Genomic DNA, 13,393 nt, shown 5'->3' on the forward strand with positions numbered 1-13,393 from the left:
GCACCCTCCCTCTACGTTGTGGGATGCATGGCTGTGGACCGAGAGCTAGGGCTGAGGCGGGCACCTACTCCTGCGTCGGTGCGGTGGATGCCGCCGGCGTCGCGAAGCGATAGAGCCGGGCGGGGCGATGGCGGCCGCCGGTCTGTACCTGGTCAGTGGCGCGGACCAGCCCGCTGGTCTCGACCTGCCGGCGGAAGTTTGCCGGGTCAATGCGACGATCAAGCACGGCTTCGTACACCTCACGCAGTGTCGAGAGTGTGAAGAGCTCGCCGAGGAACGCGTGGCCCAGGTTGGAATACTCGAGCTTGCCGCGCAGCCGCCCCAGCGCGTAGCTTACGATTTCGGCGTGGTCGAAGGCGAGCTCGGGCAGATCGTCCGCGGGGAACCAGCGCACGTTTTCGGTGACCACGGCCTCGGCCGCCTCCTCCTCGCGCACGAGTGCCCAATAGATAATGGACACCACGCGGTTACCGGGGGAGCGATCCACATTTCCAAACGCGAAGAGCTGCTCGAGATAGCTGGGGGAGAGACCCGTGGTTTCGTTCAGCGTAAACGCCGCCGACTCCGAGAGCTCCTGATCCGGTTCCAACGGCCCGCCGGGCAACGCCCACTTTCCCTGCTCGGGTTCGCGAATGCGCCGCACCAGCGGAAGCCACACGGTGCGCCGGGAAGAGTCTGCCGCTGGGCGCAGCGCGAAGATTACCGTGGAGACGGCAAGCTCAATGGGAGCGGACGTAATCACGGGGCCTCCGGGATCGGCTGACGGGTTGACGCAAGCTTAGTGTCGGTAGCACCCTAACGCCTACTTACCCGTCACCCCGAAGATGCCCGGCCACCAGGCCAGTGCGAGCGGGTAACCCACAAACGAGATGATGTCGATGATGGTGTGGGCGATGACGAGCGGCATCACGCGGCCCCAGCGGCGATAGCACCAGCCGAAGACGAGACCCATCACGACGTTGCCGATGAACGGGCCGATGCCCTGATAGAGGTGGTAGCTGCCGCGCAGCAGGGCGCTGGCGATCAGGACCTTCCACTTCCCCCAGCCGAGCTGATCCAACCTCTTATAGAGGTATCCCACCACGATGATCTCCTCGGTGAGCCCGGCCTTCAGTGCGGCCAGCACCAGCATGGGGATCGTCCACCAGTACTGATCGGTGGGTGCAGCCTGCACCGCGACCGTGATGCCGAGCAGCCGCCCGACCGCGTAGAGCGCGATTCCGGGGATCCCGATGACGGCCACGAGGAACAGCGCGCGCCGGGTGTCCCGGGCGAGCAGCCGCGGGCGCACGTCGAGACCCAGCTGAGTAAAGGGGCTGAGCCCCGGACGCCACAGCAGGAACAGCACCAGTGCTACCGGCGCGAGCCCCAGGGCAAACCCGAGGAACTGGTTGGTGAAGTCAAGCCATTCGCGAGTGGAGGTGGCCTGGTTGATGCCGGTGCTCTGATTACCCAGCGGGGTTTCGGCGGTGAGCCGCGCGATCAGGCTGAGGATCGAGTACAGCGCCGAGGCCCCCAAAGAGAGGGCCAGTACGATCCCAATTTCGGTGCCGATCCGGCGGCGCGGGTGTTCAAAGGCGGCATCCCGCTCGGGAAGTAACGACATGGCGGGGTTCCCTTCAGGCAGACCCTTATCGTAACGCGCAGAAACCCGAGTGTTGGGACCCACAGCGAATGCTCGGTGAACGTGACGGTTCTTGTTCACTTATTACAACGGAATGCCAACTGTGTATCCGCTCGGTAACAATCCGTGCGTCTGTTTTGTGAAACGAGCGAAACCTATCTACGCTGGTGTCATCCAAGAGAACCCGCACGGGGTACATCTCTGTGCGCGTTCTGACACATTCCAGGAGGAATAATGAAGCTGAATCGCTTTGGCGTAGGTGCCATTGCCCTGGCTGCCTCGGGCGCTCTCGTGCTCTCGGGCTGCTCCACCAACGGCGGCGACAACGCCGGCTCGGGTGACAACAGTGGCAAGGCCATCATCACCGCAAACGGCTCGGAGCCCGAAAACGGCCTCGTTCCCACCAACACCAACGAAACCGGTGGCGGTCGCATCATCAACTCGCTGTTCACCGGTCTCGTCAGCTATGACGCCAAGGGTGCACCGCAGCTGGACGTCGCCAAGTCGATCACGACCGAGGACTCGCAGCACTTCACCGTCGTTCTGAACGACGACCGCGAATTCTCCAACGGCGAGAAGGTCACCGCCAAGTCGTTCGTGGATGCATGGAACTGGGCTGCCCAGGTCTCCAGCAAGCAGAACAACCAGTCCTTCTTCGAGGACATCGAGGGCTTCAACGCTGAAGCTGACTCGGAGCTGACCGGCCTCAAGGTCGTTTCGGACACCGAGTTCACCATCACCCTGAACCAGCCGGTTTCGGACTTCGAGCTGCGTCTCGGCTACTCGGCATACGTGCCGCTGCCCGAGGGAGCAATCAAGGACGCTGCGGCGTTCGGTGAGCACCCGATCGGTAACGGCCCCTACAAGCTGGCCGGCGACAAGGCGTGGACCCACAAGGAAAACATCAAGCTCGTCAAGAACGAGAAGTACAAGGGCCCGCGTGAGGCGAAGAACGACGGCCTGACCATCGTCTTCTACTCTGACCCGACCGCTGCTTACGCAGACCTGCGTTCGAACAACCTCGACGTTCTGGACCAGATCCCGTCCTCCGACCTGGCTAAGTTCCAGGACGACCTGGGCAAGCGCGCCATCAACCAGCCGGCCGCTATCTTCCAGTCCTTCACCATTCCGGAGCGCCTCGAGCACTTCTCCGGTGAAGAGGGCAAGCTGCGTCGCGCGGCGATCTCGCAGGCCATCAACCGCCCGCAGATCACCAAGACCATCTTCTCGGAGACCCGCACCCCCGCTCACGACTTCACCTCGCCGGTTATCCCCGGTTACTCGGCTGATGTCGAGGGCAGCGATGTTGTGAACTTCAACGCTGACAAGGCCAAGGAGCTGTGGGCTCAGGCCGACGCTATCAAGCCGTGGTCGGGTACCTTCCAGATTGCGTACAACGCAGATGGTGGACACCAGAGCTGGGTTGACGCAGTCACCAACCAGCTGAAGAACGTTCTCGGCATTGACGCCTCGGGCGCACCGGTGCCGGTGTTCTCGGCCTTCCGTCAGGAAGTCACCAGCGGCAACATCCAGACCGCTTTCCGTACCGGATGGCAGGGTGACTACCCGGGTCTGTACAACTTCCTCGCACCGCTGTACGCCACCGGCGCCAGCTCCAACGACGGTAAGTACAGCAACCCCGAGGTCGACGCCCTCCTGAAGGATGGTCTGGCCGCTACCAACATCGATGACGCCAACAAGAAGTTCCAGGCTGCTCAGACGATCCTCTTCACCGACCTGCCGGCAATCCCGCTGTGGTACTCCACCGTCAACGGTGGATTCAGCGACAAGGTCGACAACGTCGTCTTCTCCTGGAACAGCCAGCCGATCTACGAGGGAATCACCAAGAAGTAGTTTCGACTCACGGATGTAACAAAAATCGTTGTAGAGTGAGAACTCTGTAATTATTTCCTGTTACTCGAGGGGGGCGAGTGTGTACCGGTTACGACCGGAAATCATTCGCCCCCCTCAACCTGTTGCCCCCACGGAGGCAGTGTTTTTCCTCATCAGAGAGGCTCCATCATTCATCATGCGTAACCCCGCAACCGGGGCGGTATAAACGATATGGCAAGGTATATCTTTTTCCGCCTCCTTCAGGCTATCCCGGTACTCCTGGGAACCACTCTCCTTATCTACTACATGGTTTTCGCCATGCCGGGCGACCCCATCCTGGCTCTGTTCGGAGATAAGACCCCCACTGCGGCTCAGATCGAGGCGCTGCGCGAGCAGTACCACCTGAACGAGCCGTTCATCATGCAGTACCTCCGATTCCTCGGCGGCATCTTCGTCGGAGACCTGGGTACCACCTACTCCGGCCAGCCCGTGATCTCGGTCCTGCAGTCCACCTTCCCCGTGACCCTGCGCCTCGCGCTGCTCGCCCTGATCATCGAGACCGTTTTCGGTATCGGTCTGGGTCTGCTCTCGGGTCTGCGCAAGGGTGGCGCGAGCGACAACATCATCCTGGCGTTCAGCCTGCTGCTGATCTCGCTGCCGATCTTCGTGATCGCGTTCGTGCTGCAGTATCTGCTCAGCTTCCAGCTCGGTATCTTCCGAGCCACGGTGGGAGAGGGAGCGCCCTGGAGCGATCTCATGCTCCCGGCAATCGTGCTGGCGACGGCTTCGGTCGCGCAGATTATCCGGCTCGCACGCACCTCGGTCATCGAGACCGCCGGACAGGACTTCGTGCGCACCGCGTACGGTAAGGGTCTTTCCCGCGGACGGGTGATCCCGGTTCACATTCTGCGTAACTCGTTGATTCCGGTGGTTACCTACATTGGTACCGACCTCGGTGTGATGATGGTTGGTGCCACCGTGACCGAGGGTATCTTCAACGTCCCCGGCGTGGGACGCACCCTGTTCCAGGCGATTAGGCAGAGCGAAGGCCCCACCGTTGTGTCCTTCGTGACGGTGATGGTGCTGCTGTACCTGATCCTGAACCTGCTGATCGACCTGCTGTACGCCGTGCTCGACCCAAGGATCCGTTATGTCAAATAGCAACTACACGCCCGGTCCCGGGCACTATGTGGCCCCGCTGGAGGATACCCCTCTGGCAGCGGTCGACGCTGTTTCGGTAGACGAGAAGCCCAGCAACCTCTGGACGGACGCCTGGCAGGATCTGCGCGGTCGTGTTTCGTTCTGGATCTCGCTGGCCCTGATTCTGCTGGTCGCGGTTGTCGCAATCTTCCCGCAGCTGTTCACCTCGGTGGCCCCGGATGCCTGTGACCTCGACAACTCCAACGGCGGCAGCGAGCCCGGGCACCTGCTCGGATTCACCATGCAGGGCTGTGACGTCTACTCGCGCATCATTCACGGAACCAGCACCTCGGTGTCCGTGGGTCTGATCGTGACCGTACTCGTCTTCACCCTCGGCCTGGTCTTTGGTGCGATCTCCGGTTTCTACGGTGGATGGGTCGACTCGGTGCTCTCGCGCGCCGGCGACATCTTCTTCTCGATTCCCTACATCCTCGCCGCCATCGTCATCATGTCGCAGTTCAAGGCTGAGGACCGCAACGTCTGGGTGATCTCGCTCGCGATTGGTTTGTTCGCGTGGCCCTCAACGGCCCGTGTGCTTCGAGCGGAGATTATCCGCGTGAAGCAGGCCGACTTCATCACCAGTGCAAAGTCGATCGGACTCTCGAACTTCAAGATTCTGATCCGGCACGTGCTGCCCAACTCGATCGCTCCGGTGATCGTGATCACGACCCTGTCGCTCGCCGGCGCGATCGTGGCCGAGGCAACGCTGAGCTACCTGGGTGTGGGTCTGCCCACCACCATCATGTCGTGGGGTAACGACATCGGTGCGGCACAGGACAACCTGCGCAACTCGCCGATGACCCTGATCTACCCGTCCATCGCGCTGTCGGTTACCGTCCTGGCATTCATCATGCTTGGTGAGGCAGTTCGTGACGCGCTCGACCCGAAGGCGAGGGCACGTCGATGACCGAACCACTGCTGAAGATTCGCGATCTGGAGATCGCGTTCAAGACCCAGAACGGCCTCGTGCAGGCCGTGCGCGGTGTCAACCTCGACCTCAACGCGGGCGAGACCCTGGCCATCGTGGGTGAGTCCGGTTCGGGCAAGTCCACGACCGCGACGTCGATCATCAACCTGCTGCCGGGCACCGGTCACATCACGAACGGTTCGATTGAGTTCGACGGCCGTGACCTGACCAAGCTCAGCCGCAAGGAGATGGAGCACCTGCGCGGTCGCGAGATCGGTTTTGTTCCGCAGGACCCGATGTCGAACCTCAACCCGGTGTGGTCGATTGGTTTCCAGGTGGAGGAGGCGGTCCGTGCAAACGGCATCGCCACCGGCCGCAAGGCGGTCAAGAAGCGCGCCATCGAGGTTCTGAAGGAGGCCGGCCTCGCAGACGCCGACCGCCGGATGAAGCAGTACCCGCACCAGTTCTCCGGTGGTATGCGTCAGCGCGTGCTCATCGGTATGGGCCTCTCGGCAAACCCCAAGCTGCTGATCGCGGATGAGCCCACCTCGGCGCTCGACGTGACCGTGCAGCGCGTGATCCTCGATCACCTGGAGTCGCTGACCAAGGAGCTCGGCACCGCCGTGATCTTCATCACCCACGACCTCGGCCTCGCCGCCGAGCGTGCCAAGCAGCTCGTGGTGATGTACAAGGGTCGCATCGTGGAGGCCGGCCCCTCGGTCGAGATCCTGCAGAACCCGCAGCACCCGTACACCAAGCGGCTCGTGGCCGCGGCACCGAGCCTCGCCTCGCGCCGCATCCAGGCCGCGGACGCGCAGCTCTCCGAGCTCGAGGTCAGCACCCAGACCGGGACCGTGGACTTCGACCTCGTCGCCGCCGCGGCCGGTCGCGCCGAGCTCAAGGCAAAGCAGGGCCCCCGCCCCAACGCCATCGAGGTCGACGACGTCACCAAGGTGTTCAAGATCCGTCAGGGCAACGGTCGCTCCGTTGACTTCACCGCGGTGGAAAAGATGTCCTTCGCCGTGGAGAAGGGCACCACCACGGCCATCGTGGGCGAGTCCGGCTCGGGTAAGTCAACCATCGCGCGCATGCTGCTCGGCCTGGAGACCATCACCTCGGGTGATATCCGGGTCGATGGCGAGTCGCTCGCTGGTCTCGACAACCAGGGCCTGTTCAAGCTGCGTCGCAAGATGCAGCCCGTCTTCCAGGACCCGTATGGTTCGCTGAACCCGCTGCAGTCGATCGGTAACATCATCGGCGAGCCGCTGTCCGTACACAAGGTGGGCGATGCCAAGTCGCGTCGTAACCGCGTGAACGAGCTGCTCGACCAGGTGTCGCTGCCCAAGGCAATGTTCGGCCGCTACCCGAACGAGCTCTCCGGTGGACAGCGTCAGCGCGTGGCAATTGCCCGTGCGCTGGCTCTGAAGCCCGAGATCATCGTGCTGGATGAGGCCGTGTCCGCCCTGGACGTGCTGGTGCAGGCCCAGGTTCTGCAGCTCCTCGCGGAGCTGCAGGAGGAGCTGGAGCTCACCTACCTGTTCATCACCCACGACCTCGCGGTTGTGCGTGTAATCGCGGACAACGTCTGCGTGATGGAGCAGGGCAAGCTGGTTGAGGCTGCCAGCACCGATGAGGTGTTTGGTAACCCCAAGCAGGACTACACCCGTCGACTGCTGGACGCCATTCCCGGCGCCGGCATCTCGCTCGGACTCTAACGGTTTTTCCGTACGCCGCCCGGTACCTCCCCTCGGAGGTGCCGGGCGGTTTTGTGTGCGCCGCGGCCGGTATGTTCGGCCGGGTCGCCGCCGCCGCGCGGGCCTGTAGACTGGGCGGGTGAACCGCTTCTTCCCTCCGCGCCCCGAAAACCTCTTCATCATGCGGGCACGCAGCGGCGTCGTCGCGTTCTACGCCTTCGCCATCATCGGTGCCCTGCTGCTGGGGGAGTCGGCGTTCCGCGGCCGCTGGGATGTCGTGTTCTCCGCCCTGCCCTGGACGCTCCTCGTGCTGTGGGTGCTCTACATGACCGCCCTGCAGCCGTACATCGGCTACACCGACCGCGTGGTCGTGGTCTACAACATTCTGCGCCGCCACGAGTTTCCGTGGTCCGCCGTCTCGAAGATGACGGATCACCACCAGTTTGTTTTCATGCTGCGTGAGGGTGCCCCGATCAAGGCCTGGGGCGGTCCCGTGGGCGGGCGCCCGCGTGGCAACGGCTTCGGCTCGATGAAGCCGGTGGACCGCACCAAGGCCACCCCGCTGGATCACCTCAGCGAGGTGTGGCAGGAGGGCCGCGGAAAGTCGATGGGGAAGGGTGCCACCACCACCTGGAACACCCCGGCGCTGCTGCTCGGCCTCGTGCTCGTGATCTGGGCGCTGCTCACGATCGCCTAACCCGGACCCGTACAGACGGTTTAGACCGTTTCTTTCACGCCCCAGAGCGAGAAAAAACACCCGCACATACGGGCAAAACTCCACCCGAGTTTCCCAGTCGGCCAGGAACCGGTTAGGCTGAATACTCCGTGGTGCGGTAAAATATAACGTTGGGCCGAGCCGCGCCCCACCGTTCACCTCGCCGCAAGGGCCCTTCCGCCGCGGCGTCAACACCTGCGAAGGACCTCTTTCATGGCGCTTGCCTCGCGCGCGAATCTCCGAAACGTGGCTATTGTTGCCCACGTTGACCACGGCAAGACCACCCTGGTCGACGCCATGCTCCAGCAGACCAACTCGTTCACCGCCCACGAGCACGTTGAAGAGCGTGCCATGGACTCCAACGAGCTGGAGCGCGAGAAGGGTATTACCATTCTCGCCAAGAACACCGCGATCAAGTATGAGGGTGAGCACGCCGTTGACGGCGCGATGACCATCAACGTGATCGACACCCCCGGCCACGCCGACTTCGGTGGCGAGGTGGAGCGTGGTCTGTCGATGGTGGACGGCGTGTGCCTCCTCGTTGACGCCTCCGAGGGCCCGCTGCCGCAGACCCGCTTTGTGCTGCGTAAGGCCCTCGAGGCCAACAAGCCGGTTATTCTGCTGGTCAACAAGACCGACCGTCCCGATGCTCGCATCGATGAGGTCGTCGCCGAGAGCCAGGACCTCCTCCTGGGTCTGGCCTCCGACATGGCCGACGAGCACCCCGATCTGGACCTCGACGCCATCCTGAACGTTCCCGTGGTGTACGCCTCGGGTAAGGCCGGCCGCGCCTCCAGCGTCAAGCCGGAAAACGGCACCCTGCCGGACAGCGAAAACCTTGAGCCGCTGTTCGCCGCAATCATCGAGCACATCCCCGCTCCCCAGTACGACGACGAGGCCCCGCTGCAGGCCTGGGTCACCAACCTGGACTCCTCGCCGTTCCTCGGCCGTCTCGCGCTGCTGCGCGTGATCAACGGAACCATCCGCAAGGGTGAGACCGTGGCCTGGGTCAAGGGCGATGGCACGCACTCCAACGTGCGTATCACCGAGCTCTTCATGACCCGTGCGCTGGACCGCTACCCGGCCGAGTCCGGTGGCCCCGGTGACATCGTCGTGGTTGCCGGTATCCCGGAGATCACCATCGGTGACACCCTGGCCGACCCCGAGGACATCCGCCCGATGCCGGCCATCGAAATCGATGACCCCGCCATCTCGATGACCATCGGTGCCAACACCTCGCCGCTGGTTGGCCGCGTCAAGGGTCACAAGCTGACCGCCCGCATGATCAAGGACCGTCTGGACCGTGAGCTCGTGGGTAACGTGTCGCTGAAGGTTCTCGACATCGGTCAGCCCGACGCGTGGGAGGTGCAGGGTCGAGGCGAGCTCGCCCTGTCGATCCTCGTCGAGCAGATGCGTCGTGAGGGCTTCGAGCTCACCGTCGGTAAGCCGCAGGTTGTGACCAAGCGCGTAGACGGCAAGGTTCACGAGCCCTACGAGCACCTCACCATCGACGCTCCGGAAGAGTACCTGGGTGCGATCACCCAGCTCCTCGCCACCCGTAAGGGCCGCATGGAGGGTATGTCGAACCACGGCACCGGCTGGGTCCGCATGGAGTTCGTTGTTCCGGCACGTGGCCTCATCGGCTTCCGTACCGAGTTCATGACCCAGACCCGCGGTACCGGTATCGCCAACTCGCTGTCCGCCGGATACGAGCCCTGGGCCGGTCAGATCATCACCCGTAACAACGGTTCGATCGTCTCCGACCGCGCCGGTGTGGTTACCCCCTTCGCGATCATCGCCCTGCAGGAGCGCATGAGCTTCTTCGTACAGCCCACCGAGGACGTGTACGAGGGTATGGTCATCGGTGAGAACTCTCGCGCCGACGACATGGACGTCAACATCACCAAGGAAAAGAAGCTCACCAACATGCGTGCCGCCTCGTCTGACTCCTTCGAGTCGATGACCCCCTCGCGCGTGCTGTCGCTCGAGGAGAGCCTTGAGTTCGCCCGTGAAGACGAGTGTGTTGAGGTTACCCCCGAGGCGATCCGTATTCGCAAGCTGTCCCTGAACGCCGGCGACCGTCAGCGCGAGTACTCGCGTCTGAAGAAGCAGGCCGAGCAGAAGGGCTAAACCCCTCGGCTCAACACCGCGCCCCGCGGCTCCTGATGGAGTCGCGGGGCGCGGTGTTTAGCACCCGTAGCCGCCGCCGAGGATGAATGTTGGAGCGGTGTAGGTGAATGTGCGTTCTACGCTCGGCGGCGAAGTCCATCCAACGCTCCCATCTGGCTTGAGGAGTACCACCTGTACCGTGAGCTTTAGGGTGCCCGAGGTTCCAAGCAGAAGCCCCAGGGGGTCGCCGAGGAGCCCTAGCTTAATATTGATAGTACTTTCGGTGATCGGATCCATCGGGGCTACCCCGGTCACCCCCACTCGCGATGCGGTGACCTGGTAGTAGGCACCTGCCGGCATGCCAGCCGGAGCCGCCCACGAAATATCAACCATCGTGCTCAACAGTCCGCCTCCGAGCACCGGGGTGTTGCTCTTAACACACGTGATGGGGGCCTGCACCGTGGGGAGTGTGAGGGCACCAAGGGTTCCTGCGACAGCCTCCTCATCAGACCAGGATGCTTCGGTTGCTTCCATCGGGGTGAAGAGAAGAACGGCGCAGAACATCGCGAGGGCACCCAGCAGTACACGGCGAAGACCCGCAAACAAATGCGGTGTCGTGTGAGATCTTTGCTTGAGTGCCAACATCACATTGCCCTGCCACGGAGCGTGCGTGCGATTCCGGCGAATAGGACGCCGGCGCCGATAGCCAGCAAAGCGAGCAGCATGCGGCCGAGATCGACCGTGCCACCGGTGTGTGGAAGGCCGCCGGCCTCGCCCGGCACGGGCGGGGGAGTGACGCCGGGAGAGACGCCGGGCTCGCTGGGAACCTCAATGGTGGTGCCATCTGGATCGGTGATCCGGAGAACTACCTGGCTGGCTGCCTCCGCCGGAACCGTCGGATCGGGCGCGGTGGGCAGCGTCACGGTCATGCGGTACCAGCGGGTGTCGCCGGAGGCGACGTTGGACACGGTGCGCTGCACACCGTCCAGGCGCAGCCGATCCGGAGCGGAGACGCTGGTGGCACCGGGCACACAGGCGTCCCCCTGCCAGCGATCCGCGCAGGCGCTAAAACCGGCCACGAGCCCCAGCCGTTCCTCCCCGGAGGCCGCGATGGACACCGTCAGCGGGCCGGTGGAGCGCGAGCGCACCCCGAGATCCCAGTTGACGGACTCGCCCGGCGTCATATTTGCCATGCGATAGGTATCGGTGACCGAGACCAGGGAGAACGTACGCGCGGTCAGGGTTTTTTCGGTGGGCCCCTCGGGCACCGCGGTGGCCTGGGCGGGAGACGGTGCGGCGAGGGACGCCGCGGCCACCCCGATGGCTACTGCGAGCGTTGCGACACCGGTCGCGTGACGCCCGCGGCGTCGCGGTTCCGGAGCGGGGCGAGCGCCGCGCGGCCAGAACGCCCAGGTCACGAGTGCCGAGAGTGCGAGGGTGAGTGAGCCCAGGACCCACGGGTTCCCAAACCACACCACGACGTAGGCGAGGCCGGGCAGCGAGCCGATCACGAGCCGTGCCTGTGAGATCACGTAGGGGGCGGGGTCTTCGATGGCGTTGGCATCGCCGCGCATCGTGATGGATCGAGAGTCGGGGCCGCTGCCCTCGGACACCGATGTGACGCGGTGGGTGATCGGCAACTGGCCGGGGCGATCCACCGTGACTACATCGCCCACCCGGAGTTCGCTCGCGGGCACCTCGCGTACGAGGGCCACCGATCCGGCGGGAATGGTCGGGGCCATCGAACCCGTCTTGAACATGATCAGGGTGATGTTGAACACAAATGCCAGAATCACGAGCACGATGCAGAGCGCGCCCGCCACCGCCGCCAGATTGAGGAGCAGGTTGCCCAGCCGAGCGCCGACCCGGGTGGGGGATCGCGGGGTCACCGTGTGGACTGCCACGGCTAGCCCACCGTTCCGTTGAACGTCCATCGCGCCGAGAGTGTTTGCCCCTGTGCGGCGTTCGTCGCCGTCGAGGGGAGGGTGATCGCGAAGCAGTAGTGCACGACGGCCCCCGCACCGGCCAGCGCGAGGTTTTCCGTAATCGGGGCGGAGAGCGTACTGCCCGGTGCAGCCAAGCTGACGCTTCCCGTTCCAAACCCGGCCACGCAGTTTGCCCGGCTCGTGACTCGACGAAGCTCGTAGGTCAGAAACGGGCCGAGGGTGCCGGTCGCGGTGTTTGCGGCATCCGCATTGATCGCGATGTTGCCACCCACGCTGGTTGCCGTGGTGCGCAGGCTGAAGGCCGAGTACACGGTGGTGCCGGGGAGCATCGCGGTAGCCCCCGCGGTAAAGGTGAGGGCAGCGGGACTCGCGTACGGGTGCGAGGAAAAGTTTGTCCCATCGGTGCTGCCCTGGATATCAAAGACGCCCGATGTGAAGGTTCCCTGAACGGCCTCCGGATCGGTCCAGGCGGCGAGCGTCAGGCTCCCGCCCACCCCGAGTACCAGGCCTCCCGCGAGCAGCGCTCGCAGCCGGATCCACGAGGATCCGGCTGCGGCGCGCGAGTGCCGAGTGTGTCGGCCCATGAGAATGGCCCGTTACTGAGAGACGGCGGTCAGCTGCCAGGTTGCCGTGGTTTCCCCGGCCTGGGCGAGCCCGGCACCGGCGGTGACCACGAAGCACAGCTGCTGGGTGGCACCCGGAGCGGTGCCGTCGGTGCTCTTTGCGAGGCTCACCGGGGTCGTGCCGGTCAGCGTGGCCGCCGAGGTCAGGGTCGTTCCCGACGCGATGGCGGTGAGCGAGCCCACGGTGGCCGCGTTGCAGGTCGCAGCGGGGGCGATGCCGTACACGCTGTAGCTGAGGTTCGCGGCGTTAGCGGGAGCGCCCGCCTTCTCGGAGCTCGCCAGCGAGGTGACCGAGAGGGCCGCGTTCGTCGTGGTGTCATTCGTAAGCTGCACAAAGTACGGGGCGTAGACCACGCTGCTCGGTGCCAGGTTGGTGCTCAGCGGCAGGGTAAACGCCAGGGTTGCGGGTGCACCGGCGGTGTCGTGGTCGCTAAAGGTACCCGCGGTACCGGAAACCGAACCCTGCACGTTGAACTTGCCGGCGCCGAAAACTCCGCGCACAAACTCGGAATCGTTCCAGGCGGCCAGGGTCACGGCGGCGCCGATCCCCAGGACGAGTCCACCGGCCAGGACCGCACGAACGGCCTTTCCTCGGGACGTACGGGTGACCTCGGTCGGGGTGAGAACCGGGGCCGAAGTTGACTCTGTCATGGTGAGTTCCTTCGCTGAGGTGAGTGACATAACCGCAGACGCGGATGCGCCTGACCTCAGGCTAGAAACTGTAACGACTGTTGCACTAGAC

General features: G+C 64.1%; 12 protein-coding genes. 6 read left to right on the plus strand and 6 right to left on the minus strand.

Annotated elements, in window-relative coordinates:
- Positions 1–64 precede the first annotated feature (64 nt).
- Positions 65–739 carry an NUDIX hydrolase gene (locus D9V32_RS05915; protein WP_121648172.1) on the minus strand — a complete coding sequence of 225 codons (675 nt, stop codon included), beginning with the start codon at positions 737–739 and terminating at the stop codon, positions 65–67.
- Positions 740–802: 63 nt separating this feature from the next.
- Positions 803–1,606, minus strand: coding sequence for a CPBP family intramembrane glutamic endopeptidase (locus D9V32_RS05920; protein ID WP_121647984.1), 804 nt, complete (start codon positions 1,604–1,606; stop codon positions 803–805).
- Positions 1,607–1,858: 252 nt separating this feature from the next.
- On the opposite strand from D9V32_RS05920, the gene D9V32_RS05925 reads away from it, so the two are divergent.
- The 6 genes from D9V32_RS05925 (at position 1,859) to typA (ending at position 10,103) form a co-directional block, all read left to right on the plus strand.
- Positions 1,859–3,478: a peptide ABC transporter substrate-binding protein gene (locus D9V32_RS05925; protein ID WP_121647985.1), complete on the plus strand. Its 1,620-nt coding sequence runs from the start codon at positions 1,859–1,861 to the stop codon at positions 3,476–3,478.
- Between the two features lie 210 nt (positions 3,479–3,688).
- A complete protein-coding gene (locus D9V32_RS05930; protein ID WP_121647986.1) occupies positions 3,689–4,618 on the plus strand; it encodes an ABC transporter permease in 930 nt (309 codons plus the stop codon).
- A complete protein-coding gene (locus D9V32_RS05935; RefSeq protein WP_121647987.1) occupies positions 4,608–5,564 on the plus strand; it encodes an ABC transporter permease in 957 nt (318 codons plus the stop codon). Before D9V32_RS05930 ends, D9V32_RS05935 begins: the two co-directional genes overlap by 11 nt.
- Entirely contained in the window at positions 5,561–7,279 is a 1,719-nt protein-coding gene (locus D9V32_RS05940; protein ID WP_121647988.1) for a dipeptide ABC transporter ATP-binding protein, read from the plus strand. The genes D9V32_RS05935 and D9V32_RS05940 overlap by 4 nt, the downstream gene beginning before the upstream one ends.
- A gap of 118 nt (positions 7,280–7,397) precedes the next feature.
- Entirely contained in the window at positions 7,398–7,955 is a 558-nt protein-coding gene (locus D9V32_RS05945; protein WP_121647989.1) for a hypothetical protein, read from the plus strand.
- Positions 7,956–8,186: 231 nt separating this feature from the next.
- The gene (gene typA, locus D9V32_RS05950) at positions 8,187–10,103 is read left to right on the plus strand and encodes a translational GTPase TypA (protein ID WP_121647990.1); all 1,917 of its coding nucleotides are present in this window, start codon (positions 8,187–8,189) and stop codon (positions 10,101–10,103) included.
- Positions 10,104–10,160: 57 nt separating this feature from the next.
- Here typA and D9V32_RS05955 read toward each other — a convergent pair whose 3' ends face one another.
- The 4 genes from D9V32_RS05955 to D9V32_RS05970 all read right to left on the minus strand — a co-directional run bounded on the left by D9V32_RS05955 (position 10,161) and on the right by D9V32_RS05970 (position 13,302).
- On the minus strand, positions 10,161–10,646 hold the full coding sequence (locus tag D9V32_RS05955; protein ID WP_147440410.1) for a hypothetical protein: 486 nt from the start codon (positions 10,644–10,646) through the stop codon (positions 10,161–10,163).
- 80 nt (positions 10,647–10,726) lie between these two features.
- The gene (locus D9V32_RS05960) at positions 10,727–11,986 is read right to left on the minus strand and encodes a signal peptidase I (RefSeq protein ID WP_245982102.1); all 1,260 of its coding nucleotides are present in this window, start codon (positions 11,984–11,986) and stop codon (positions 10,727–10,729) included.
- A 2-nt stretch (positions 11,987–11,988) separates the two neighbouring features.
- Positions 11,989–12,612: a SipW-dependent-type signal peptide-containing protein gene (locus D9V32_RS05965; protein ID WP_121647993.1), complete on the minus strand. Its 624-nt coding sequence runs from the start codon at positions 12,610–12,612 to the stop codon at positions 11,989–11,991.
- A gap of 12 nt (positions 12,613–12,624) precedes the next feature.
- Positions 12,625–13,302: a SipW-dependent-type signal peptide-containing protein gene (locus D9V32_RS05970; RefSeq protein ID WP_121647994.1), complete on the minus strand. Its 678-nt coding sequence runs from the start codon at positions 13,300–13,302 to the stop codon at positions 12,625–12,627.
- Positions 13,303–13,393: the final 91 nt, after the last annotated feature.

The organism is Mycetocola tolaasinivorans, from assembly GCF_003667565.1.
GTDB classification, from domain to species: Bacteria; Actinomycetota; Actinomycetes; order Actinomycetales; family Microbacteriaceae; genus Mycetocola; species Mycetocola tolaasinivorans.

Coding starts and splice junctions, on each gene's coding strand:
- typA (WP_121647990.1), top strand. CDS start 8,187: ATGGCGCTTGCCTCGCGCGCGAATCTCCGAAACGTGGCTATTGTTGCC.
- D9V32_RS05965 (WP_121647993.1), bottom strand. CDS start 12,612: ATGGGCCGACACACTCGGCACTCGCGCGCCGCAGCCGGATCCTCGTGG.
- D9V32_RS05970 (WP_121647994.1), bottom strand. CDS start 13,302: ATGACAGAGTCAACTTCGGCCCCGGTTCTCACCCCGACCGAGGTCACC.
- D9V32_RS05935 (WP_121647987.1), top strand. CDS start 4,608: ATGTCAAATAGCAACTACACGCCCGGTCCCGGGCACTATGTGGCCCCG.
- D9V32_RS05940 (WP_121647988.1), top strand. CDS start 5,561: ATGACCGAACCACTGCTGAAGATTCGCGATCTGGAGATCGCGTTCAAG.
- D9V32_RS05930 (WP_121647986.1), top strand. CDS start 3,689: ATGGCAAGGTATATCTTTTTCCGCCTCCTTCAGGCTATCCCGGTACTC.
- D9V32_RS05955 (WP_147440410.1), bottom strand. CDS start 10,646: ATGTTCTGCGCCGTTCTTCTCTTCACCCCGATGGAAGCAACCGAAGCA.
- D9V32_RS05925 (WP_121647985.1), top strand. CDS start 1,859: ATGAAGCTGAATCGCTTTGGCGTAGGTGCCATTGCCCTGGCTGCCTCG.
- D9V32_RS05920 (WP_121647984.1), bottom strand. CDS start 1,606: ATGTCGTTACTTCCCGAGCGGGATGCCGCCTTTGAACACCCGCGCCGC.